Annotated in this window: 17 protein-coding genes; 7 read left to right on the top strand and 10 right to left on the bottom strand. The window is 74.3% G+C overall.

Features of this window, described 5'->3' with window-relative positions; genetic code table 11:
* Positions 1-15 precede the first annotated feature (15 nt).
* From ACLBX8_RS12260 to ACLBX8_RS12245, 4 genes are all read right to left on the bottom strand, one after another.
* Entirely contained in the window at positions 16-972 is a 957-nt protein-coding gene (locus ACLBX8_RS12260) for an adenylate/guanylate cyclase domain-containing protein (protein WP_447699155.1), read from the bottom strand.
* 8 nt (positions 973-980) lie between these two features.
* Positions 981-1,226, bottom strand: a complete 246-nt coding sequence (locus tag ACLBX8_RS12255; protein ID WP_042669809.1) for a hypothetical protein — start codon at positions 1,224-1,226, stop codon at positions 981-983.
* 312 nt (positions 1,227-1,538) lie between these two features.
* A complete protein-coding gene (locus ACLBX8_RS12250; RefSeq protein ID WP_447699156.1) occupies positions 1,539-2,840 on the bottom strand; it encodes a glycosyltransferase in 1,302 nt (433 codons plus the stop codon).
* A gap of 308 nt (positions 2,841-3,148) precedes the next feature.
* Positions 3,149-4,411 carry a cytochrome P450 gene (locus tag ACLBX8_RS12245; RefSeq protein WP_447699157.1) on the bottom strand — a complete coding sequence of 421 codons (1,263 nt, stop codon included), beginning with the start codon at positions 4,409-4,411 and terminating at the stop codon, positions 3,149-3,151.
* A gap of 244 nt (positions 4,412-4,655) precedes the next feature.
* Between ACLBX8_RS12245 and ACLBX8_RS12240 the strand changes: the two genes are divergently transcribed.
* Complete coding sequence (locus ACLBX8_RS12240; protein ID WP_056532465.1) at positions 4,656-4,895, top strand: hypothetical protein; 240 nt, start codon at positions 4,656-4,658, stop codon at positions 4,893-4,895.
* Between the two features lie 82 nt (positions 4,896-4,977).
* Here ACLBX8_RS12240 and ACLBX8_RS12235 read toward each other — a convergent pair whose 3' ends face one another.
* The 4 genes from ACLBX8_RS12235 to ACLBX8_RS12220 all read right to left on the bottom strand — a co-directional run bounded on the left by ACLBX8_RS12235 (position 4,978) and on the right by ACLBX8_RS12220 (position 8,772).
* The gene (locus ACLBX8_RS12235) at positions 4,978-5,835 is read right to left on the bottom strand and encodes an alpha/beta fold hydrolase (RefSeq protein WP_447699158.1); all 858 of its coding nucleotides are present in this window, start codon (positions 5,833-5,835) and stop codon (positions 4,978-4,980) included.
* Positions 5,832-7,085: a multidrug effflux MFS transporter gene (locus ACLBX8_RS12230; RefSeq protein WP_447715229.1), complete on the bottom strand. Its 1,254-nt coding sequence runs from the start codon at positions 7,083-7,085 to the stop codon at positions 5,832-5,834. The genes ACLBX8_RS12235 and ACLBX8_RS12230 overlap by 4 nt, the downstream gene beginning before the upstream one ends.
* Positions 7,076-8,359: a glycosyltransferase gene (locus ACLBX8_RS12225; protein WP_447715228.1), complete on the bottom strand. Its 1,284-nt coding sequence runs from the start codon at positions 8,357-8,359 to the stop codon at positions 7,076-7,078. The genes ACLBX8_RS12230 and ACLBX8_RS12225 overlap by 10 nt, the downstream gene beginning before the upstream one ends.
* Before the next feature lie 110 nt (positions 8,360-8,469).
* Positions 8,470-8,772, bottom strand: a complete 303-nt coding sequence (locus ACLBX8_RS12220; protein WP_447715227.1) for a hypothetical protein — start codon at positions 8,770-8,772, stop codon at positions 8,470-8,472.
* Positions 8,773-9,145: 373 nt separating this feature from the next.
* Between ACLBX8_RS12220 and ACLBX8_RS12215 the strand changes: the two genes are divergently transcribed.
* The 4 genes from ACLBX8_RS12215 to ACLBX8_RS12200 all read left to right on the top strand — a co-directional run bounded on the left by ACLBX8_RS12215 (position 9,146) and on the right by ACLBX8_RS12200 (position 16,647).
* Complete coding sequence (locus ACLBX8_RS12215) at positions 9,146-9,907, top strand: response regulator (RefSeq protein ID WP_447715226.1); 762 nt, start codon at positions 9,146-9,148, stop codon at positions 9,905-9,907.
* 2 nt (positions 9,908-9,909) lie between these two features.
* Positions 9,910-10,938 (top strand): cytochrome-c peroxidase, encoded by a 1,029-nt coding sequence (locus tag ACLBX8_RS12210; RefSeq protein WP_447715225.1) that lies wholly within the window; start codon positions 9,910-9,912, stop codon positions 10,936-10,938.
* A complete protein-coding gene (locus ACLBX8_RS12205; RefSeq protein ID WP_447715224.1) occupies positions 10,935-13,397 on the top strand; it encodes a two-component system VirA-like sensor kinase in 2,463 nt (820 codons plus the stop codon). The genes ACLBX8_RS12210 and ACLBX8_RS12205 overlap by 4 nt, the downstream gene beginning before the upstream one ends.
* Before the next feature lie 208 nt (positions 13,398-13,605).
* On the top strand, positions 13,606-16,647 hold the full coding sequence (locus ACLBX8_RS12200; protein WP_447699164.1) for a PAS domain-containing protein: 3,042 nt from the start codon (positions 13,606-13,608) through the stop codon (positions 16,645-16,647).
* Between the two features lie 86 nt (positions 16,648-16,733).
* Here the strand turns inward: ACLBX8_RS12200 and ACLBX8_RS12195 are convergent, their stop codons facing one another.
* On the bottom strand, positions 16,734-17,480 hold the full coding sequence (locus tag ACLBX8_RS12195; RefSeq protein WP_447681175.1) for an SDR family oxidoreductase: 747 nt from the start codon (positions 17,478-17,480) through the stop codon (positions 16,734-16,736).
* 96 nt (positions 17,481-17,576) lie between these two features.
* On the opposite strand from ACLBX8_RS12195, the gene ACLBX8_RS12190 reads away from it, so the two are divergent.
* Together ACLBX8_RS12190 and ACLBX8_RS12185 are read left to right on the top strand one after the other, a co-directional pair.
* Positions 17,577-18,482, top strand: a complete 906-nt coding sequence (locus ACLBX8_RS12190) for a cupin domain-containing protein (protein ID WP_447699165.1) — start codon at positions 17,577-17,579, stop codon at positions 18,480-18,482.
* Between the two features lie 375 nt (positions 18,483-18,857).
* Positions 18,858-20,036 carry a DUF1624 domain-containing protein gene (locus ACLBX8_RS12185; RefSeq protein WP_447699166.1) on the top strand — a complete coding sequence of 393 codons (1,179 nt, stop codon included), beginning with the start codon at positions 18,858-18,860 and terminating at the stop codon, positions 20,034-20,036.
* 79 nt (positions 20,037-20,115) lie between these two features.
* Here the strand turns inward: ACLBX8_RS12185 and ybaL are convergent, their stop codons facing one another.
* On the bottom strand, positions 20,116-21,990 hold the full coding sequence (gene ybaL / locus ACLBX8_RS12180) for a YbaL family putative K(+) efflux transporter (protein WP_056532444.1): 1,875 nt from the start codon (positions 21,988-21,990) through the stop codon (positions 20,116-20,118).
* Between the last annotated feature and the right edge of the window lie 434 nt (positions 21,991-22,424).

The following is a 22,424-nucleotide window of genomic DNA, read 5'->3' as shown; positions in this document are numbered from 1 at the left end:
TGCCCCGCCGGGTCTTCAGGAGGCGTCGGTTCGGTCCGCACGCGTCCCGGCCGGATCGAGCCGGAGGGTGAACAGGCGCAGGACGGTGCGGGTGCCGCGCACGGGCCCGACGGCCACGATCCGCGCCCCGCCGGACGGCGCCGCCCGGACGACCGCCTCGGAGGCGAGGCAGTCGCAGGGCAGCGCGCGGGTCATCTGTTCCAGCCGACGGGCCACGTTGACGGTGTCGCCGACTGCCGTGAACTCGACCCGCTCCGCCCCGATGACGCCGATGAAGACCGGGCCGCGATGCAGCCCGATGCCGACCCGCACCGGTGGCAGGCCGGCCTGCCCGCGCTCCCGGCTCCAGGTCGCCATCGCGGCCGCGAGCGCGCGGGCCGCCGCGACGGCGCGACCGGCATCCCCGGGCGCCGCGTCCGGCACGCCGAACACCGCCATCACCTCGTCGCCGACGAACTTGTCGACGAAGCCGCCCGCCGCCTCGATCGCCCGCGCGGCGCGGGACCGGAACGCAGCGAGGAACGCCGCGACCTCGCCGGGCGCCATGCCCTCGCAGAGGCGGGTGAAGCCGCGGATGTCGGCGAAGAGCACCGTCGCCTCCTGCTCCCAGCCGGGGCGCCGGGCGGCGCGATCCGTCTCGGCGACCCATCGGGCGACCGTCGGCGCGGTCAGGCGCGCGAGGTTGTTCCGCTGCCGCGTCGCGGCGCACGCGGCCCCGCGCAGGCGCTGCACCCGCAGCGAGAGCCATGCCAGGGCGAGCCCGCCGAGCCCGACCGTGACGGGCTCGGGCGTCGTCGTGGCCGCGAGCGCCAGGAGCAGCGGCAGCGGCGCCGCGGCGAGGAGCCGGCCGCGCCCCGCCGCCGCGACGGCGAGGTGTCGGCGGAGGGGAACGGCCCGCGCCCGTCGCCCGACACCGCCAGCGAGCCCGGAACAGGCGTCCGCCGTGTCCGCGCGGGGCTCCCGCAGCGCCATCGCGGGCATCAGCAGCGCGAGCAGACGCGGGCGATGATGCGCTGCGCCCGGGAATGCTCCCGCTCCACGGCGGGGGAGCGGAGGTCTAGATCCGTCCGGAACGGGCGTGCCCGGGCGATCGCCGCGACGCTCGGGACGTCGGGCTGCGCGAAGCGCGGGATTGGCTGCGCCGGCGCGGCGGTCGGGGCCGCCAGGACTGTCAGCATCGTCCCGAGCGCGGTGGCTGCGGCGGCCCGTGTGCGGTGTGAGATCATGATCTCGTGCTCCTCGTGGTGGAGCGTCCGAAGTAAAAATCCGATCTTTCACCGCGATTTCGGCGGATCGGAAAACAATGACAGCAGACATGCGGCGCGAACGACGGGCGGGCGCGGGATCGTTGCCGGGACGGTCGTGACCCGGGTCCGGGCTCGTCGCCCTGACAGTCGCCCCGACAGTCGCCCCAATGGTCGCCCCGACACGCGAACGGCACCCGGTCCGCCGGACCGGGTGCCGTGATGGGCGCGGATGCGGGGGCCGTCCCCGCCGGGACGGTCCCGGGACGGTCCCGCGCCGGGTGCGGCGGACGCTCAGGCGGCGCTGCGCGCGCGGCCGCCGTGGCTGGACAGGAGCCGCAGGATCTCGGCCTTTGCGTCGTAGGCGGCGAACTCGGCGGCGAGGCGCCGCGCCTCCCGGCGATGGCCGGGCGCGTCGAGCACGGTCCGCACCGCCTTCCGGATCGCCTCCGGCGTCGGGTCGTTCGCGGCGAGGTCGATCCCGGCCCCCGACCACGCGATGCGGGCGTTCACGTCGGCCTTGTCCTCGGTGAGGCCGGCGGCGACGAGGGGGATCCCGTGGCTCAGGGCCTGGTTCACGCTCCCGTAGCCGCCGTTGGTCACCATGGCGTCGACCCGGGGCAGCAGCCACTCGAAGGGCAGGTAGGGCGAGAGCCGCGCGTTGGCCGGGATCGGGCCGGGGATCGCGTCGAGCCCCCGGCCGCCGCCCGTCACCACGGTCAGGATGTCGGGCTCATCGGCGAGGGCCCGGAGGGCGGGGCCGACGAGCAGGCCGAAATCGTGGTTCGCGACCGTGCCCTGCGTGACCAGCACGACCTTGCGCGCGCCGTCGAGGTCGCTCGCCCAGGGCGGGAGCGCCGCCTGCCCCGGGACGATCGGCAGCGCCCCGATGAAGCGCACCGTCGGCGGCAGCGGGAACGGGTACTCGAAACTGGGGACGGTGAGCTGCAGGTAGGTGTCGGCGAGCCGGACCACCGCGTCGAACAGCGGCCAGGGCGGGGCGGCCCGGCCGAGTTCCGCCAGCTTGGCGGCGAGGCTCAGCCCGACCGGCCGGTCGACCGCCGCCTCGTAGGCCTCTGCGATGCGGCCGTAGGCGGCCTCCTGCTCGGGCGTCTCGGCCGGCGGGAGACCCAGGAAGGCCGGAGCCCGGTCGGGCCGCGCGCAGTGCAGGATCGACGTGCCGCACAGGACGATGGCGGGGCGCTCCGCGCGCGGCCCCAGCAGCAGCGGCAGGGCGCCGAAGAACATGTCGTCGCCGATCACCAGCGAGGTCGGGAAGGCCCGGAGCGCCGCGCGCAGGCCGCGCGCCTGGTCGGGGATGCGGTCGACGAACACGCGCTCCATGGCGACGCGCAGCCAGTCCGGTCCCGGCGCGATCTCGGCCAGTTCGGGCACGACCGCGCGGAGGTCACGGCCGTCGAAATCCGCCGCGCCCGGCAGCGCCATGAAGCGGGCGCCGGCCGCCACGATGCGGTCGCGGAAGGCCGAGCCCGAGAGGACCATGACCTCGTGGCCGTCCGCGATCAGCATGTGGGCGATGGCGAGGAGGGGATTCAGATGGCCCGTGGCGGGCGTCGAGCAGAGGAGGACCTTCATCGCTTGTCCTTTCCGTGGGGGGGCGTGAGGGCGCCGCGATCGCGGCGCGATCACCGGGGCGTCCGGGAGCGAGGCTGGGAGCGGTCCGTTACGGCGTCGCTGCGGCGCGGGGCCGAAGCGGCTACGGCTGCAACGGGCGCGCGTCGGACGCGCGGGAGACGGCGCGACAGGGTCGCAGCGGTCCGGAGGGGCGGCGATCCGGTCGAGGCAGCCGCGCCCTGGTCCCCCTTCCGTGCGGGAGAGGGACCTCGCTACGCGCGGCGAAGGGCTCGGCGAGCGCCGCCGTCCCTATCCGGTCGGGAACGGCGCTAGGCGGCGACCCGCAGCGCGTCGATGCGGCGGATGCCGCTGTGGCCGCGGAGGACCGGCATCGCGCCGGTCAGGCGCAGGCTCGGGGCGAGGCGCAGCACGGCGCCCAGTCCCTCCTCCAGCTCGACACGGGCCAGGGCCTCGCCGATGCACCGGTGCGCGCCACCGCCGAAGACCGGGTGGAGGCGCGGGAGGTCGGTGCGCCGGATGTCGAACGTGTCTGGACGCGCGTAGACCGTCTCGTCCCGCATCGCCGACAGCGTCGAGAGCAGCATCAGGCTTCCGGCCGGCACGACGTGCCCGTCGAGGGGAATGTCCTCCCGGGCGACCCGGCCGGCGGAGCCGGCGCTCGGCTCGTAGCGGAGCGACTCCGCCACCGCGGCCGGGATCAGGTCGGGATCGCGGCTGACCGCCGCCCACTGCTCGGGATGCTGCAGCAGCAGCGCCACCTGCATGGCGCCGGCGACCCGGGTCGTGTCGGTGCCGCCGATGATCATCTGCACGAGCTGGATCACCACCTCCTGCTGCGTGAGCTCGCCGGCCGCCTCGGTCTCCGCGAGGAAGCGCGACAGGAAATCGGCGCGGGGCGCCGACCGGCGCGCGGCGAGGATCCCGGCCACGTAGTCCTGCAGCGCGACCGCCGCCGCCTCCAGATCGGGGATGTCCTCCGGTCCGAAGGTGAAGCTCAGCACCCGGGAGACCTCGTAGGCGAGGTGCGTGAACCGCGGGATGTCGTCGCGCGGCAGGCCGAGGATGTCGGCGATGACCTGGGCCGGGATCTGCGCGGTGTAGCGCGCGACGAGGTCGACCTCCCCGTCCCCCAGCCAGTCGCGGACGAGGCCCTCCGCGGCGACGCGGATCCGGGGCCGAAGGCCCTCGATCAGGCGCGCCGCGAAGGTGCGGGTGAAGGGCGAGCGGCGCCGGCGGTGGACCGCGCCGTTGGCCGTGAGCATGCCGTGCGCGAAGATGTCGAACAGCGCCCCCTCGGGGATCGCGCGCGACTCCGGATAAAGCGTCTCCGTGGCTTGGGCGCGGGGGTCGCGCATCAGCAGATCGACGTCGCGGGCGCGGAGGACGAGGACGCCCGCGACCTCGTGGCCGACGAAGGGCAACCGCGGCCGCCAGGCGCGGTAGACGCCGTGCGGGTCGGCCTCCAGCTCCGCCACCGTGAGCGTCGGGACGCCGGTCGGGACGCGGGTCGGGGTGCCGGTCGGGGCTTCGGGCGGGCCGGCCTGTCGCGTCAGATCTTCGGTCGCATTCATCTGTGCGTTCTCGCTGCTGTGTTGCGCGAGAACTCTGGGAAGCCCGGACTACAGGATGATTGCGGGAGCTGGGTCGAACATTACAGCCATAACATGCGGCGCGCCGGCGGCCCGGTCGCCGCTGCGGCCGCCTTGTGCGGAAGAGCACGCCGGTCGCCGCGCGGATGGTGTGTGAGATGTTCCGAAATCATGCCGTAACTTGACCCTTCGAAAAAGGCGCCGCTTCGCAGAAGGAGAAGTCCTCATGGTTGCAGGGCTGGCGAATACGGACGACGTCTTCGAGACGCTGCTCCGACGGACGATCACGGACTTCGTGATCGGCGGTATGGACCACGGGATCCCGGACGAGGACGGCCTGATCGTCCGCCTGAGACAGTACGAGCAGCGGGCGCGCCAGGAGCAGCTGAGCTCCCAGACGCTCCAGGTCATCTCGTCGGCGCGGCGCCTCCTGGGCGACCGGACGGAGGCCGGCCGGGCGTCCTGACGCGCCCCGCGCGACGGGTCGCGGGACGGCCTCCGCGGAGGGGCCCGCCCCGCCTGACGGGCGTTGGTCCCGCGGCGTCCCGCTACCGCGCGCGCGGCCGCAGGCCGACCGCCAGGAAGCGCTCGATCATCGCGTTGACCTGCTCGGCCACCTCGATCGTGTTGAAGTGGCCCGCCAGCAGCGTCTGGGCGGTGACGAGCTGCGGGCAGAGCTCCCGCAGCCGGTCGAGGTCGCGGGCCTCCGCCACGAGCGGTACGTCCGCCGAGATGTAGGCCATCGGGACCCGGCAGGCGCGCGCGGCCGGGACGGGATCGTGGGCCAGCACCATGTCGCGCAGCGCCGCGTAGGCCACGTGCTGCGGTGTCCGCTGGCAGGGGCCGAGGATGAAGGTCTCGAAGATCGCCTTCCGCCGGGCCGGGTGGTCGTAGGCGCCGCCGATCGCCCAGGCCATCTCCCGCACGACGGACCGGTAATCCGGGCCGCCGACGCCCGCCAGCAGCCCCTCGATCGCGGCGCCGCCCGCCGCGTCCGCCGACGGCAGGACGATCGAGTCGATCATGACGAGGCCGGCGGCGAGGTCGGGATGGCGGCCGCACAGCTCCAGCGCCACCGCGCCACCGAAGCTGTGGCCGATCACGATCGGCTTCACGAGGCCCAGCGTCCGGCTCTGCCACGCGACGTCCTCGGCGAAGCCCGCGACCGTGTAGTCGCGCTCCGGCGCGTCGCTGGCGCCGTGACCGCGCAGGTCGACCGCCACGACGCGGCGCGTCCGCGAGAAGTGCCGGATCTGCGGCGTGAAGATGCCGTGGTCGCCGGTCCAGCCGTTGATCAGCAGCAGCGGCTGCCCCTCGGGGGTGAGCGGCCCGGCCTCGATATGGGCGAGCCGGCCGCCGTCGCGCTCCAGGTGGAGGGGCGGCCAGGGGGGCGGGTCGAAGATCATGCGGGTTCTCCGTGGGGCTGGGATGGGGCGCGGGTCGCCGGTCGGGCGAGACCCGCGTGGGCGGCGGTGGCCGCGAGGCAGCAGCCGAGCATCACGGCGGCCATCGACAGGGCGGACCGGCCGTCGAAGAACCGGGCGACGAGGTCGCTGGCGACGGCCGCCCCGAGCATCTGCAAGAAGACCGCGACGGCGCTGGCCGCGCCCGACGCCTCCGGGCTGCGCTCCGTCGCGCCGTGCACGGCGTTGGGCGACACGAGGCCGAAGGCCAGGGCCACGCCGACCATCGCGGCGACCACCGGCAGGCCCGCGGGCGGCCGGGCGAGCGCCGCGACGAGGAGCAGGGAAGCCGCGCCGGTCGCCAGAACGAGGCCGGCGGCGATCACCCGCGGCGGGGGGACGCCCCGGGCCGCGAGCCGCCCGTTCAGGAAGGCGCCGACCATCACCGACAGGGAACTGGCCCCGAAGACCAGCCCGTAGGCCAGCGGGCTGAGCCCGAGGGCGTCGATGAACACCAGCGCCGAGCCGGTGATGTAGGCGAAGACCGCCCCCCCGGCCGCGGCGTTGCACAGGGCGTGGCCGAGGAAGACCCGGCTCGCCAGGATCCGCCCGTAGCCGCGCAGGATCCCCGAGGCCGGCCCGGGGCCCGCGGCCCGCTGCAGGGGCTCGTCGATGTGCCGGATCGCCACCAGGGCCGCCAGGGCGGCGGCGACCGGCGCGGCGTGGATCAGGCGCCAGCCGCCGAGATCCATCAGCCCGGCACCGACGGTCGGGGCCACCATCGGCACCACGTTGATGGTGAGGACGACGAAGGACATCCGGGCGCGCGCGGCCTCGCCCTCGAACAGGTCGCGGACCATCGCGAGGACCGCCATGCCGGGTCCCGCCGCGCCGATCCCCTGGAGGGCCCGGAACAGCAGGAAGTCCGGCAGCGTCCGCGCCGCGCCGCAGCCGAGGCTGCCCACGACGAGGAGGAGGCAGCCGAAGACGACCGGCGGCTTGCGGCCCAGCCGGTCCGAGACCGGGCCGAAGACCAGCAGCGCGCCGCCGAAGCCGAGCAGGTAGACGCCCATGGCCGCGCCCATCGCGGTGGCCGGGACGTGCAGCGCGGCCGCCGTGTCCGACAGGCTCGGCAGGATCATGTCGATCCCGAAGGTCGGGAGCGCCGCCAGCAGCCCGAGCAGCGCCGAGAAGGCGGCCGAGCCGGGGCGGATGCGGGGCCGCGCCGGCGCGGGCGCGCGGATCAGGCCCAAAGCCGGTCTCCGCCCCGGGCGCCGCCCCGGTCCGCGGAGGCCCGGCGCGCCGCCACCATCGCGTCGATCTCGCGGACGAGGCCGCCCGCGTCGAGATCCGCCCGCACGGCCGCCCCGAGAACTGCGGCGGCCCTGCGGAAGCCCGGCTCCGTCAGGAGCCGGCGCGCCGCCGCGGCGATCTCGGCCTCGCCCGCGTCGGCGGGCAGGCGCAGGCCGGCGCCGCGCAGGGCGACGCGGGCGGCGTTGTCGGCCTGGTCGCGGGCCAGGGGGATCACCAGCAGCGGCGCGCCGTGCAGCAGGGCGCGGCTGACCGTCCCGTGACCGCCCTGGCACACCACCAGGTCGGCCTGCGCCATGAGGGCGTCGTGGGAGGCGGCCGCCACGACCCGGACGGCGGCGGGGGCGGCCAGGTCCGCGGGCCCGACATTCGGGCCGGTCGTCACGATGGTCTCGGCCTCGACCGCGCCGACGGCGCGCGCGACGCGCCGCAGCAGGTCTGTCTGGTTCTGGGCGCCGGTGCTGCCGGCGACGAGGATCCGCCGCCGTCCCGTACCGGACCACGCGTGCCCCGTCCCGCGGGACCAGCCCGGCTCGTCGAGCAGCGGGCCGATGTAGCGGTAATTGGCGGGCAGCGCCTGCGTGTCGAAGTCGAAGGCGCGGCTGACGGCCAGCAGGACGCGGTCGGCGCGATCGAAATGGGCGAAGGCGCTGGCGACCGGCGGCAGCCCGAAGGCGCGCCGCGCGGCGTTGAGCGCCGGCCGGCCCCGCTCCATCGCCGACACGATCGCGGCGGTCGCCGCGTCCACCGCGTCCCGCTCCGCCTCGGTCCGCGGCGGCGTCAGGCCGCTCGCGGCGGGCGGAATGCCGGGGAGCGGGCGGATGCTGATATGCGGCGACAGGACCGCGTGCGGCAGGTCGGCCGCCTCGGCCGCCAGGGCGCAGCCGGGCAGGAGGTCGAGGCTCAGGACGGCATCGGTCGGGAGGCGGCGGATCTCGTCGAGCGTGTCGGCCGCGTAGGCGCCGGCCGGGGAGAACATCGTCTGCCGCAGCCAGTCCGCGAGATCCGAGAAGTCGGCCGGGTCGGCGTCGAGGCCGGTCGGGGCGCGGCGCCAGCCGACGAACGGGAAGCCCGCCGCCTCGACCTCCCCGCACATCGCCGGGTCGGCCATGACGCGCGGGCGGTGCCCCGCCCGGCGCAGCTGCCGGGCCGCCGTGAGCACTGGGCTGAGATTGCCGGTGGTGCCCCACGAGATGCAGAGGACGTTGAGCGACATGATCTGGATGTCCCGAGATGATCGCGCGCGGAGGCGCGCGGAGGCCGCGACTCGGCTGACCTCCCTGGAGCGGTCTGAAAGACGATGTGGAGCTATCGACGGCAGGAGCGTCAGGTCCGGTGCCGATTTCTGCTGCTGATATCGCGCAGGAAATCGACGTAGTCCGGGTGGATACTGTGAATGCACCCGCCGAATGCGAAGCTGACCACCAGCGCGTCGAGCAGCCATCGTCCGTGGCGGGCGAGCGCCGGTCGCGGCGCGGCGATCGGGGACGAAGCCGGGCCGCCGCGCTCCCGCGCCGGGCGTCCCGGCGGCCCGGGAAGACCAGCGGCGGGCTTCCGACAGTCGGGCTCGGACTTGCAGAGATTTCGGTGAAGGTGCGGACCGATCTCCGGGATCGCGGCGTCAGTCATGATCACCTCTCTATTGTGAGAGCACGATCCTGGTTCCCGCGGGTTACATCCCGGTGTCTCCACAAGATAATCTCGGTTACAGTCGTAACGGTGGCAATATCGTTTGTTCGATACGGTACGTGCTGGGACGAATGCTCGCGCTGTGCTGTCACGCACAATATGGAGCGCGCAATCTTTTAGGGGGCGTGGTATCAACTCAGCCGTGTAAGGCCCGATGACCGGACGCGCCCAGATTGGCCGCCGGGGCGGGCCGGCGACGGACGCGAAGGACATCCGGGTGGCGCTATCAGCCCGACCGGACGCTCCTCCGCTCCCCGAACCGGCGCGTCGAGATCGTGCCGTCGCGGCGGGCCGCCGCGAACCGGAGGTGGCCATGATCGAATCCAGTCTGGACCGGGGTCAGGGTCGGAGCGCGCGCGCCGGCACGACCCGCATCCTCCTCGTCGAGGATGACGCGGGCATGCAGCGCATCGTCTCGGACCACTTCGCCGACCACGACGTCGCCGTGACGGCGGCGACCGACCGGGCGGAGGCGGAGAAGCGGCTCGCGGAGGCCGAATTCGACCTCGTCGTGCTGGACCTGCGGCTGGGCTCGGAGAACGGGCTCGACCTGCTGCGCGACCTGCGGGCCCGGAGCGACCTGCCGGTGATCATCACCACCGGCCATCGCCGGGACGAGGTCGACCGGGTGATCGGCCTCGAGCTCGGCGCCGACGATTACCTCGTGAAGCCATACGGGCTGCGCGAGCTGCTCGCGCGGGTCAGGGTCATCCTGCGCCGGGCCGAGGTGGCGCCCGCCCCGGCGCGGGTCCAGGAATCCCACCGCAGCCGCTTCGAAGGCTGGGTGCTCGACCGGCGTCGCCGGCGCCTCACCAATCCCGACGGCGCGGATGTCGCGCTCAGCAAGGGCGAGTACGCCCTGCTGGTGGCCTTCCTCGACGCGCCCCAGCGCCCGCTCAGCCGCGAGCAGCTTTTGCAGGCCACGCGCGTCCACGAGGACGTGTTCGATCGCAGCATCGACGTCCAGATCCTGCGGCTGCGGCGCAAGCTGGAGGTGGATCCGAGCGCGCCGCGCCTGATCGTCACCGAGCGCGGCGTCGGCTACGTCCTCGCCGCGACCGTCGAGAAGCTGTAGCCGTGACCCGGTTCCGGGCCGGCCGATGGCGCGTCGCGGTCGCGGCGCTCCTCGGCAGCGCCGCGGCGCTCCTCGCCGCGGCCGCCCACGAGAGGCCAGCCGGCCACGACAGGCCGGCCGACACCGCGCTCTCCGCCGAGGCGGCGGACGCGCTGGGGGTGATCACCCCGGTGCCGGACACCCTGGAGGCGGACCCGGCCCGGGCCGCGATCGGCCGCCTGCTCTTCACCGACACGCGGCTGTCACGCGGAGGCGACCGGGCCTGCATCACCTGCCACGACATCCGCACCAGCGGCGCGAGCGCGGTGCCCCGGAACCTGACCGCCGACGGCACGCCGGTTCCGCGCAACACGCCGACGGCCTTCAATGCGGCGCTCAGCTTCCGGCTGGGCTGGGCCGGCGACATCCCGAGCCTGCGCGAGCAGGCCGAGCTCGCCCTGACGCGGCCCGAGTTCCTGGGCGGTTCCTGGCCCCGGATCCTCGACACGGTGCGCGGCGACCCGGTGCTCGCCCCGATGTTCCAGGCCGCCTACGGGCGCGCGGCCGACCGGGAGACGGTGATCGACGCGATCAACAGCTTCGAGCGCACGCTCCTCACACCCGACAGCCGCTTCGACCGCTGGCTGCGCGGTGACGCCCACGCCATCACCGGCGCGGAGCAGGCGGGCTACGACCTGTTCCGCCGGATCGGCTGCGCGTCCTGCCACCAGGGCGTCAATGTCGGCGGCAACCTGTTCGAGAAGGTCGGCATCTTCGTCACGATCCCCAACAAGGTCGCCGAGGTGCTGCGGGTGCCCAGCCTGCGCAACGTCGCCGTCACGGCGCCCTACTTCGACGACGGCGGGATCGCCACGCTCCCCGAGGCGGTGCGGCTCATGGCGCGGGCGCAACTCGGCCGGGAACTCACCCCCGCGCAGATCGATGGGATCGTCGCCTTCCTCGGGACCCTGACAGGCACCTACCAGGGCCGGCCCCTGATCGCGCCGCCAGCGCCCGGCGCTGCCTCTCAGGACGGCAAGCCGCAGCTATGAGACTGACCCTGCAGGCCGTCACGCTCGGCGCGCTGCTCGCGGCGCTGCTCACGTGGCTGCTGATCAACGGCAACGGCGGGATGGAGGCCGCCTACCTGGCGACCCAGCGGACCGTCGACGCCCTGGCGCTGGCCGAGTCGCGCATGCAGCACGACGTGCTGCGGGCCCGGACCGGCCTGCTGCGCAACTACGACCCGATCGTCGCGCACCTGCGCGAGATGCAGAAGGCCACGGCCGACCTGCAGGCGAGCAATGCCGGGGATCCCGACGTCCAGGCGCTGGCCGAAGCGGTGGAGCGGGAGGCCGCGATGGTCGAACGGTTCAAGACCGGCAACGCCCTGGTGCAGAACTCGATCGCCTATTTCGACTCGCTCAGCGACCGGCTGTCCGAGTCCGACATCGCCCCCGGCCTCGCGCGCGCGGTGGCCGCGCTCCAGATCCGCATCTCGGAACTCGTGCGCGATTCGACGCCCGCGCGCCTCGCCGACATCCGCACCCGTCTCGAGACGTTGCACGAAGCCGACGGGGCGGCCGCCCGGGCCGGCGACGTCGACGCCATCGTCCTGCACGGGCGCCAGCTCCTGGAACTGCTGCCGCACGTCGACGCGGTCACGCGCTCGCTGCCGGCCTCGTCGAGCGAGGCGGCCCGCGAGGCGCTCCTGGAATCCCGGCGAAGCCTCCGCGACCGGCGCCAGGCCCGGGCGGACGGATTCCGCCTCGCGCTCTACGCCGTCGCCCTCGCGCTGCTCGCCCTCGTGGTCCGCGTGGGGGTGCTGATGCGTGCCGGGACCCGGATCCTGCGCCGGACCGTGGATTTCCAGACCGTCGTGGCGCAGGCGGCCAACCGCTTCCTGGCGATCCAGCCCGACGAGACCGACACGCGCATCGTGGACGTCCTCGCCATGGTGGGCGAAGGGCTCGACACGGATCACGGCTACGTTCTCATGCTCGACGGCACCGGCGCGGTGCATCTCTGGAACCGGCCCGGCCTCGCGCCGCCGAGCGGCTGGCCGGCGGCGCAGCAGGCCCTCGTTCACGACGTCGCGGCCGCCGCCAGCGACCTCATCTTCGTCGAGGTGGCGGACGAGACCGGGCCGCCGGCCCTGCGCCGCTCCCTGGCCGAGCGCGGCGTCGTCTCGTGGGCCTGCGCGCGGCTGCGCCGGGGCGATCGGATCGTCGGCCTGCTCTGCTTCGAGCGCACCACCTCCGGCCTGCCGCCCTGGCTGCGGCACTCGCGCGGCCTGCTGCAGGTCGTCGCCGACAGCTTCGCGGCCGCCCTGGAGCGACAGCACGTCTGGGCCGAGCGCCGGGAGATCGAGGCGGCGCTGCGCCGCGCCCAGCGGCTCGAGGCCATCGGGACCTTCGCCAGCGGGGTCGCCCACAACATCAACAACGTCCTCAACGTCATGCTGGGCCACGCCGAGATCGCCGGGGACGCCCTGCCGGCCCATCCGGGGCGGGCGGCCGAGCATATCGGGCTGCTGGTCCAGGCCGGCGGCCGCGCGCGCGAGATCGCCGGCCAGATCCTCGATTTCGGCCGCCCCGCGCGCTCCGCGCAGTGCACCAGCGCGGCGGACGCGGTGGTCCACGAGACCGTGGCGCAGATCCGGGCCTCCACGGCCGGACCGGCCACGATCGCGCTCTCGGGCACCGCGGCGGGCGCCCGCGTCGGCGGCGAGCCGGCACAGCTGCAGCAGGTCGTCCACAACCTGATCCGCAACGCCGTCCAGGCCTCCGCGCCGGGCGCGGCCGTCGACGTGCGACTCGACCACGTCGCCCTGCCGCGGTCGAGCGCCCTGACCCACGGCACCCTGCGGCCCGGCGCCTACGTCCGGATCCGCGTGTCCGACACCGGGCGCGGCATGGACGAGGCCACGCTCGCGCGGATCTTCGAGCCGTTCTTCACCACCCGACCGGCCGGGACCGGCCTCGGGCTCGCCACCGCCTTCGAGTTCGTTCAGGAGCACGACGGCGCCTTCGACGTGCGCAGCGCGCCGGGCAGCGGCAGCACCTTCGCGGTGTGGCTGCCCGTGATCCCGCAGGCCGCGGCCGGCGCGGCGGCCGGCGGGACCGTGATGCTGGTCGGGCGCACGCGCCGGTCGGTCCAGGACGACGAGGAGACGCTGGCGGCGCTCGGCTACGAGCCGGTCGGCTACGCGGATCCCGAGGCGGCCCTGGCCGTCCTGCGGCGGGAGCCGGGGCGGTTCGATCTGCTGATCGTCGACAACCGTCTCGTCGATCTCTCGGGCCTCGCCTTCGCGCACCGCGCCGCGCGGATCTCCGGGCGGCCGATCGTGCTCTCGCTGTCGTCGACCGACGCGGTGCAGCCGGAACTCCTCGCGGCGGTTCCCGTCGCCGACATCGTCCGGCGGCCGTGGCGCTCGAACGCCCTGGCGCTGACGCTGCGGCGCCATCTCGCCTCCGCCGACCCGGCGCGTCGCCCGGCCGCCGTCTCCTGAGGGCACCGGCGGCATCAGGATCCTGCGATCCGGCCACGCGGGCGCTATCCCGGCTTTGACAAGCTCGGCGTCACGTGGGACCGGTCTGCCATGCCGGGCGGCCGGATGCGCGATGCCGCCTCGACGATCGAACGGGCCGGGTCGAGTGTCGCCGAGACCCCGTCGCGCGAGGAACCCCCGATGCCCGTCGAAGCCGCGTCAGGACGCCATGCACGGGAGATCTGACGCCCCGATCTGCGACCCGGCCTTCCTCGCCGACGGCGGCGCGATGGCCGTGCTCCTGCGCGCGCACGACTGGGACAGCACGCCCCTCGGCGCGCTGTTCGCTTGGCCCGAATCGCTGACGACCCTCGTCGGGGTCATGTTCGGCGCGAACCGGCCGACGTTCATCCTCTGGGGCCCCGAGCGGCGGCTCCTGTACAACGATCTCTACGCGGAGATCCTCGGCGACCGGCATCCCGCGGCCCTCGGCCGGGACTGTCTCGCGGTCTGGGGCGGGGTCGGGGCCGGTCTCGCGTCCCTCGTGGACAGGGCCTATGCCGGCCGGCCGGTCCACACGGCGGAGGGTGAGCCCCTCCTCCACGGCGACGGCGGTGCCGACGCGGCGCGCTTCGCGCTCTCCCTGGTGCCGGTCCGGGACACGGCGGGGCGCGTCACCGGCCTCGTCGGGACCTGCACGGCGATCGCCGGCCAGGCGGCCGCCGCCCGCCGTCCGCGCGAGACGGAGGCGTCGCGCCGGGACAACGAGGAGCGGCAATCCTTCCTGCTCGATCTCAGCGACACGCTCCGTCCGCTGACCGCGTCGGCGGAGATCGTCGCGGTGGCCTCGCGGCGCCTCGGCGAGCGCGTCGGCGCGAGCCGCGTCTTCTACGCCGAGATCGCCGGCAGCCTGATGAAGGTCGAGCGGGAATACGTCCGGGGCGTCGGCTCGATCGTCGGGGAGCATTCCCTGGCGGCGTTCGGCCCCGACCTGCTGGCCGCCTACCGCGACGGGACGGTGGTCGCGGTCGAGGACGTGGCGGCCGATCCCCGCTTCAGCGAGGCGGCGCGCGCCGGCCTCGGATCCCGCGAGGTCGCGGCCTTCGTCGACGTCGTGCTGTTCCGCGGCGCGGAGTGGGTGAGCCTGCTCGCGGTGCAGAGCGCGGTGCCGCGCGCCTGGACCACCGCCGAGGGGAACCTGATCCGCGACGTCGGCGAGCGCGTCAAGGCGGCGATCGAGCGTGCCCGCGCCGAGGCGGCCCTGCGCACGAGCGAGGAGCACCTGGCGGCGATCTTCGCCGGCGCCTCGGTCGGCCTGTCCGAGGTGGATGCCGCGGGGCGCTTCCTGCGGGTCAACACCGAGCTGTGCCGGATCCTCGGGCGCCCGGCCGAGGCGCTGCTGCGGCTCGGCGTCGCCGACGTGACCGATCCCGCGGACCGGGCGCCGAGCGCGGCCGCGCTGGCGCGGGCCCTCGAGACCGACCGCGACGTCGCCCTCGACAAGCGCTATCTCCGCCCGGACGGCAGCGCGATCTGGGCCAGCAGCAGCATCCGGCGCCTCGACGACGCGGACGGCAGGCTCAAGAGCCTGCTGATCGTCACGGCCGATCTCAGCCGGCGCAAGGAGGCCGAGACGCGGCTCGCCGAGAGCGAGCGCCGCCTTCAGCACCTGAACGAGACCCTGGAGCTGCAGGTCTCCGAGCGCACCGCGGAGCGCAATCTCTTCGCCACGATCGTCGAGAGAACCGACATCATGGTGATGGCGGCCGATCTCGACTACAACATCCTGGCGATCAACAAGGCGAATGCGGACGAGTTCGCGCGCATCTACGGCGTGAGGCCGAAGGTGGGCGACAACATGCTCGACCTGCTGGCCGACCAGCCCGAGCATCAGGCGCAGGTGCGGGCGGGGTGGGGGCGCGGGCTCGCCGGCGAGGAGATCACCCTGGTCGAGGCGTTCGGCGACGCGGAGCGGGCGCGCCCCTCCTACGAGATCAGCTTCCGCACCCTGCGCGACGCACGGGGCGAGCGCACGGGCTGCTACCAGTTCGTCATGGACGTCACCGAGCGGCTGCGCGGTCAGGCCGAGCTGGCCCAGGCGCAGGAGGCGCTGCGCCAGTCGCAGAAGCTGGAGGCGGTGGGCCAGCTCACCGGCGGCGTCGCCCACGACTTCAACAACCTGCTGACCATCATCCGCTCGTCCGTCGACTTCCTGCGCCGGCCCGATTTGCCGGAGGTCCGCAAGCGCCGCTACCTCGACGCGGTCTCCGAGACCGTGGAGCGGGCCGCGAAGCTCACCGGCCAGCTGCTGGCCTTCGCCCGCCGGCAGGCCCTCAAGCCCGAGGTGTTCGAGGTCGGCCAGAGGGTGCGGGCGATCGCCGACATGCTCGACACCCTGACGGGCGCGCGGGTGCAGGTCGTGACCGAGGTGCCGGAGGCGACCTGCCTGATCCGGGCGGATGTGAGCCAGTTCGAGACCGCGCTCGTCAACATGGCGGTCAACGCCCGCGACGCCATGAACGGGGAAGGCACGCTGACCCTGCGCGTGACCTGCGGCGCGGCCCTGCCGGCCATCCGCGGCCATGCCGGGTCCCGGAAGCCCTTCGCGGCCGTGTCGCTGATCGACACCGGCACGGGCATCCCGCCCGAGCGGATCGGGCGGATTTTCGAGCCGTTCTTCACCACCAAGGAGGTGGGCAAGGGGACCGGCCTCGGCCTGTCCCAGGTCTTCGGCTTCGCCAAGCAGTCGGGCGGCGACGTCGACGTGCGCAGCACCCTCGGTGCGGGCACCGCGTTCACTCTCTACCTGCCGCAGGTGGCGTCCGAGGACCGGCCGGCCGGCGACCGCCTGCCGGATGCGGATCTCGCGCCGCTCGGGAGCGGGCAGCGCGTCCTGGTTGTGGAGGACAATGTCGGCGTCGGGCAGTTCGCGACGCAGATCCTGGAGGATCTGGGCTACCGGCCGACCTGGGCGGCCAACGCCGAGGAGGCGCTGGAGGAGCTCGGCCGAGTCGGGAACCGATACGACCTGGTCTTCTCGGACGTGGTGATGCCCGGCATGGGCGGCGTCGCGCTCGCGCAGGAGCTCCGGAGGCGCGCGCCGCAGGTGCCCGTGGTGCTGACCTCGGGCTACAGCCACGTGCTCGCGCAGTCGGACACCCACGACTTCACGCTGCTGCACAAGCCGTACTCGGCCGAGCAGCTCGGCCGCATTCTGCATCGGGCCCTGGGCCCGCGCCGGAAGGCCGGCGCGCGCGCCGATCCGTCCTGAATCCGGGCTCCCGCGTCGGGATCCCGGATCTCCGGCCTGGGGCCTGCGCGGTTCGCCGCCGCCCTCAGCCAGCTCTCGACTCGCCCTCAGCCCGCCTTGGCCCACGCCACCGCGTCGGCGCCGGCCGGCAGACGCATGGGGCACGACGGGTCGGTCACCGCGCGCCACACCGCCTCCGCCACGTCCGAGGACCGGGTCAGGTCCCCGTCCGCCTGCTGGATGCCGGCGAAGACCTTCGCGGCCACCGCCGCGTAGGCTTCGGGGATGTCCATGCCCATGCGGGCGCGCGCGTTGGCGCCGAACGCGGTCTCCGGGGCCCGTCCGGGAATGACCAGCCGGGCGCGGATTCCGAACGGTTCGAGCTCCAGCGCCAGGGACTCGGTGAAGGCGTTCACCGCCGCCTTGCTCGCCGTGTAGACGGACAGCAGGTGCAGCGGGCGCTGCGTCACGCTCGACGTCACGTTGACGACGACGCCCGCGCGGCGCGCCCGGAACTGCGGCACCACGGCCCGGGTCATCGCGATGCTGCCGAGGGTGTTGGTCTCGAACACCTCCCGCGCGGCGTCCATCGAGACGCCCTCCAGCGCGTTCAGGAGCCCGACGCCGGCGTTGTTGACCAGCGCGTCGACCGGTCCGGCCGCCGCGACCGCGCGGTCGATGCTGTCGTGGTCGGTCACGTCGAGCGGCAGGATGCTCAGACGATCGGAGGGCGCCAGCAGGTCGCTCCGCGGCCCGCGCATCGTGGCGACCACGCGCCAGCCCCGTTCGAGGAAGGTGCGGGCCGTCTCCAGGCCGAAGCCGGACGAGCAGCCGGTGATCAGGATCGTGTTCATGGGAACTCCCGTGCAGAAGCGGCAACGGGGTGATAGGGAGCGCGGGCCGGACCTGATACGTGCGCAAGTCCGTTTCGCATTGGCGAGCGTCCGAGAATGCCCGATCCGCTCACCCAGGTGGTCGGCCTCCTCCGGCCGAGCGCCCCGCTGTCCAAGCTCGTCACCGGCTCCGGTCACTGGGCGGTGCGGCGCACGGATTCCGGGCTTCCGTTCTACGCCGCCGTGCTCGAGGGCGGGTGCCGCCTCGCGATCGACGGCGAGGCCGGGATCGTGCTCGGAGAGGGCGACTTCGTCCTCATCCCCGCGGCCCACGCGTTCACCACCACCAGCCTCGAGCCGCCGCCCCCGCGGCGCGCAGCGCAGCGTCCCGTCGCTGTGAGCCCCGGCGTGTTCCGGCTCGGCGACGCCGAGGGGCCGCCGAATGTCCGGATGCTCGTGGGCCACTGCGTCTTCGCGTCGAGCGACGCGGATCTGCTCGTCTCGCTGCTGCCCCGGTATGTCCACGTGCGCGGCGCCGCCCGGCTGACCACTCTGCTCGGCCTCGTGAACGAGGAGACCCGCGCCGACCGGCCGGGCCGCGACGTGGTCCTGGCGCGCCTGCTGGAGGTCGTGCTGATCGAGGCGCTGCGCGCCACCGCCGGGCCGGCGGCGCCCTCGGGACTGCTGCGCGGGCTCGCCGACGACCGGCTCGCCGCTGCCCTGCGGCGGATGCACGATCGGCCGACGGAGAACTGGACGGTAGCCGCGCTCGCGCGGGAGGCGGGCCTCTCCCGGTCCACCTTCTTCGAGCGGTTCCGCCGCGCGGTCGGGGTCGCGCCGATGGCGTACCTGCTGGCGTGGCGGATGGCGCTGGCGAAGGATCTGCTGCGCCGCGAGGCGGTCGGGATGGCCGAGGTGGCCGCGCGGGTGGGCTACAGCTCGGCGAGTACCTTCAGCGTCGCCTTCGCCCGGCACGTCGGCCGGCCGCCGATCCGGTACGCCCGCGAGCGGCCGGTGCCGTGATCCGGGCCGGCTGGCCGTGCCGCGGACGAGCCCCGGGCCAGGCCCGGACACGGCGAGGCGGCTTCCTTCCGGTCCGGCACCGGCATCGACGGTGCCAGCCGGCCCTTCGCCCCGAAGCCGAGTTCGGCTACCAGACGGAAGAGCGCTCGACCCCGTCACCCGCCGCGGCGCGACCGACGCGCCACGGCCCCTCGCGCAGGAGAACGTCCTGATCACCGATCCGCAGGCCCTCCGCGCGCAGGCCGGTGCCCGTGCGAGCCGCCGCCAGGACCGCGCCGCTCGATGGACGCCGGCATTCCGCGCGATCGCCGGCGGTGTCCGAGCCGACATCGGCACTCCCCCGCGGGGCACCCTCGGCACGGTGGCGCGCTCCTGATGGTCGCATCGTCCTGGGCGCCCGCCGCCGCGCCCGGCGGTCCGGCGGCATCGCGGCGCGTCGGCTCCATCGACGCCCTGCGCGGGCTGGTGATGCTGCTGATGCTCGTCGACCACGTGCGGGAGTTCTTCTACCTTCACGCGCAGGTCCGCGACCCGATGGACCTCGCCGCGACGCCGCCCGACCTGGTCCTGACACGGGCTGCCTCGCACCTCTGCGCGCCGGTCTTCGTCCTGCTCACCGGCCTCTCGGCGTGCCTCTACGGGCAGAGGCACGGCGCGCGGGCGACCGCCGCCTTCCTGCTCAAGCGCGGTCTGCTCCTGATCCTGCTGGAAGTGACGCTCGTCAACGTCGCCTGGGCCGGCAGCGTCCGGCCGCCGATCCTGTACCTGCAGGTGATCTGGGTGATCGGTCTCTGCATGGTGGCGCTGGCCGGCCTGCTCTGGCTGCCGCGGGCCGCCCTCGTGGCCGGGGCCCTGGTGCTCATGCTCGGCCACAACCTGCTGGACGGGGTCGCGATCCGGGCGGACGAGTCCGGCTACGTGCTCTGGTCGATCCTGCACCAGCGCGGGATGATCGCGCTGCCCTGGGGCGGGCTGGCGCGGACCTCGTACCCGCTCCTGCCCTGGATCGGCGTGATCGCGGCCGGCTACGCCCTGGGGCGGCTCTTCGCCGGCGGTGTCGACGCCGCGCGCCGACGCGCGGGGCTCCTCGGGCTGGGGGCGGCCGCCCTGGTCGGCTTCCTCGTCCTGCGCGGGCTCAACGGCTACGGCGAGCCGGTGCCGTGGCAGGCGGGGGCCACGCCGCTCGCCACGGTGCTGTCCTTCGTCAACCTGACCAAGTACCCGCCCTCGGCCGACTTCCTGCTGCTGACCCTCGGCCTCGGTCTCGGCCTGCTGGCGCTGTTCGAGGTGATGCCGCAGCGGCTCCTCGGCGGCCTGCGCGTCTTCGGCGGCGCGCCGCTGTTCTTCTACCTGCTCCACCTCGCGCTGCTGCGCGTCCTCTACGACGGCGCGGTGGCGCTGGGCCTCGCCGGGGCGTCGGGACGGGTGGAGGCCGGCTCGCCCCTCGCGCTCTGGCTCGTCGCGGCCGCCGTGAGCGTTCCCCTCTGGCTGGCGTGCCGCGCCATGGTGCGCCTGAAGCGGGCCTCGACATCGCCGGTCCTGAGCTACCTCTGACGGCGGCCCCCCGGCTGCCGACATCCGCCGCGGCCCCGTGTGGGAGCGGCCACGACCGGGCCGCCCCCGCGGTCCCGCGTCACGACAGGTCCGCCCCGTCGCGGTCGTGCTGATGGCGCAGCTCGGGGGTCCCCTTCACCGGCCCGACCGTGACCTCCGCGTCGCTCCGGCTCTCCGCGCGCGCCGTGTCGATGAAGACGCGCGCCTCGCCTTCGCGCACGCCGAGACTGCGCAGCGCGTAGAAGGACATGCCGAGGGCAAGCTCCCGCTCGCCCATCAGCACGAGGCCGACGCCGTCCTCCTCGAGATGCCGACGTTCCGCCTCGCTGTGCGTGCGGACCACGGTGTCGATCCCCGGGTTGGCGGCGCGCGCGGCCTCGACGAGGCGACGGGCCTGATGCGCGTCGGGCGTGGCGACGACGAGCAGGCGCGCGGTGCCGATACCGGCCGCTTCGAGGATGCCGGGCGCGGTCGCGTCGCCGAACACGGCCTGCGTGCCGGCCGCGCGCAGGGCCAGCACGCGGCGCCGGTCGCGCTCCACCACCACGTAGGGCAGGTCCCAGGTCTCCAGCGTCGCGCCGATGCTGCTGCCGACGCGCCCGAAGCCGATGATCACGACGTGGTCCCGTCGCGGCGGCTCCCCGCCCGAGATGGCGACGTCGGCCGCGCCCTTGCGCGCGAAGCGGGCGGCGAGGTCCGGCCGGTCGGCGAAGACCTGCTCGATCCGCGCTGCCAGGGCGAAGAAGAGCGGGTTCAGCGTGATCGACAGCAGGGCTCCGCCCAGGATCAGGTTGCGCCCTTCCTCGGGCAGCAGCTTCAGCGACAGGCCGAGCGATACCAGGATGAAGGAGAACTCGCCGATCTGGGCGAGGCTCGCGGCGATCGTCAGGGCCGTGCCCAGCGGGTGCCGGAAGGCCAGCACGATGGCGACGGCCGCGAGGGACTTGCCGACCATGATGACGCCGAGCACCGCCAGGACCGAGAGCGGCGCGCGCAGGAGGATCCCCGGATCGAACAGCATCCCGACCGACACGAAGAACAGGACCGCGAAGGCGTCCTGCAGCGGCAGCGAATCGGCGGCCGCCTGATGGCTGAGATCGGACTCGGCGAGCACCATCCCGGCGAAGAAGGCCCCGAGGGCGAAGGAGACCCCGAACAGCTCCGCCGAGCCGAAGGCGATGCCCAGGGCCAGGGCCAGGACCGCGAGGGTGAACAGCTCCCGCGAGCCGGTGCGCGCCGCCTGGTCGAGCAGCCAGGGCACGAAGCGGCGTCCGCCCACCAGCATCAGCCCCGCGAAGACCGCGACCTTGGCGAGCGTCAGAACGACGGTGAGCGCGAGGCTCTGCGCGTACTCCGGTCCGACGAGCTGGGCGACGAGGTCCGTGAGGGCGTGGGCCGTGCCGTGCCCGAGGCCCCGGGCCTCGCCCCCGAGCGAGGGCGCGAGGGCGGGCAGGACCACGAGGGTCAGCACCATCGCCAGATCCTCGACGATGAGCCAGCCCACCGCGATGCGGCCGTTGTCCGTGTCGAGGAGGCCGCGCTCCTCCAGCGCGCGGAGCAGGACCACCGTGCTCGCGACGGAGAGGGCGAGGCCGAAGACCAGGCCCTGCCCGAGGGTCCAGCCCCAGGCGAAGGCGAGGCCGATCCCCATGGCGGTCGCCGCCGCGATCTGCACCACCGCTCCGGGCAGGGCGATCGCGCGCACGGCCATCAGGTCCTTGAACGAGAAGTGCAGCCCGACCCCGAACATCAGCAGGATGACGCCGATCTCGGCGAGCTGGCCCGTGAGGTTGCTGTCGCCCACGAAGCCCGGCGTGTAGGGGCCGACGAGGACGCCCGCGACCAGGTACCCGACCAGCGGCGGCAGCCTGAGGCGCTGCGCGACCATCCCGCAGATGAAGGCGAGGGTCAGCCCGAGGGCGATGATGGCGATCAGTTCGGTCGCGTGCGGCACAGGGTCTTCACCTCCGGGGGGCGATGCGGATCGGGCGGAGCGAGCCTTTCCGAATGGCGGCCGCGATTCAACGCTCTTCCGACCGAACGCCTGTGCGAACCGCCGTCGGCGATCGCCGCGTGCCCCTCGGGCGCCGCGAAACCGCCTCCCGCCGAGCCGCGATGGTCTTCTGGAGTGCTGTCCCGCGCCAGGGCAGCGGGCGCTGCCCTCGTCCGCGCGTCCCGATCGCCCATCGTGCAGGAATCCGGCGCGCGGTCGAGGGCCGAGGCGGGTCGGGGCGGGACGAACGGCCGGGACCTGGAACCCGCAGCCTCGCCGCTGCCGGGAACGGGCGCCTCGCCGGAGCCCGCGCCGGGGGAGCGGTGCCGCCCGCGCGAGGTGCGGCAGCCTGACCGGGATGCGCGACTCCGTCACGCGGCCCGGAAGCGCGCGCG

This window comes from Methylobacterium sp. D48H, assembly GCF_053345715.1.
The sequence above is the reverse complement of the archived record's forward strand: the minus strand, read 5'-3'. Positions and strand labels throughout refer to the sequence as shown.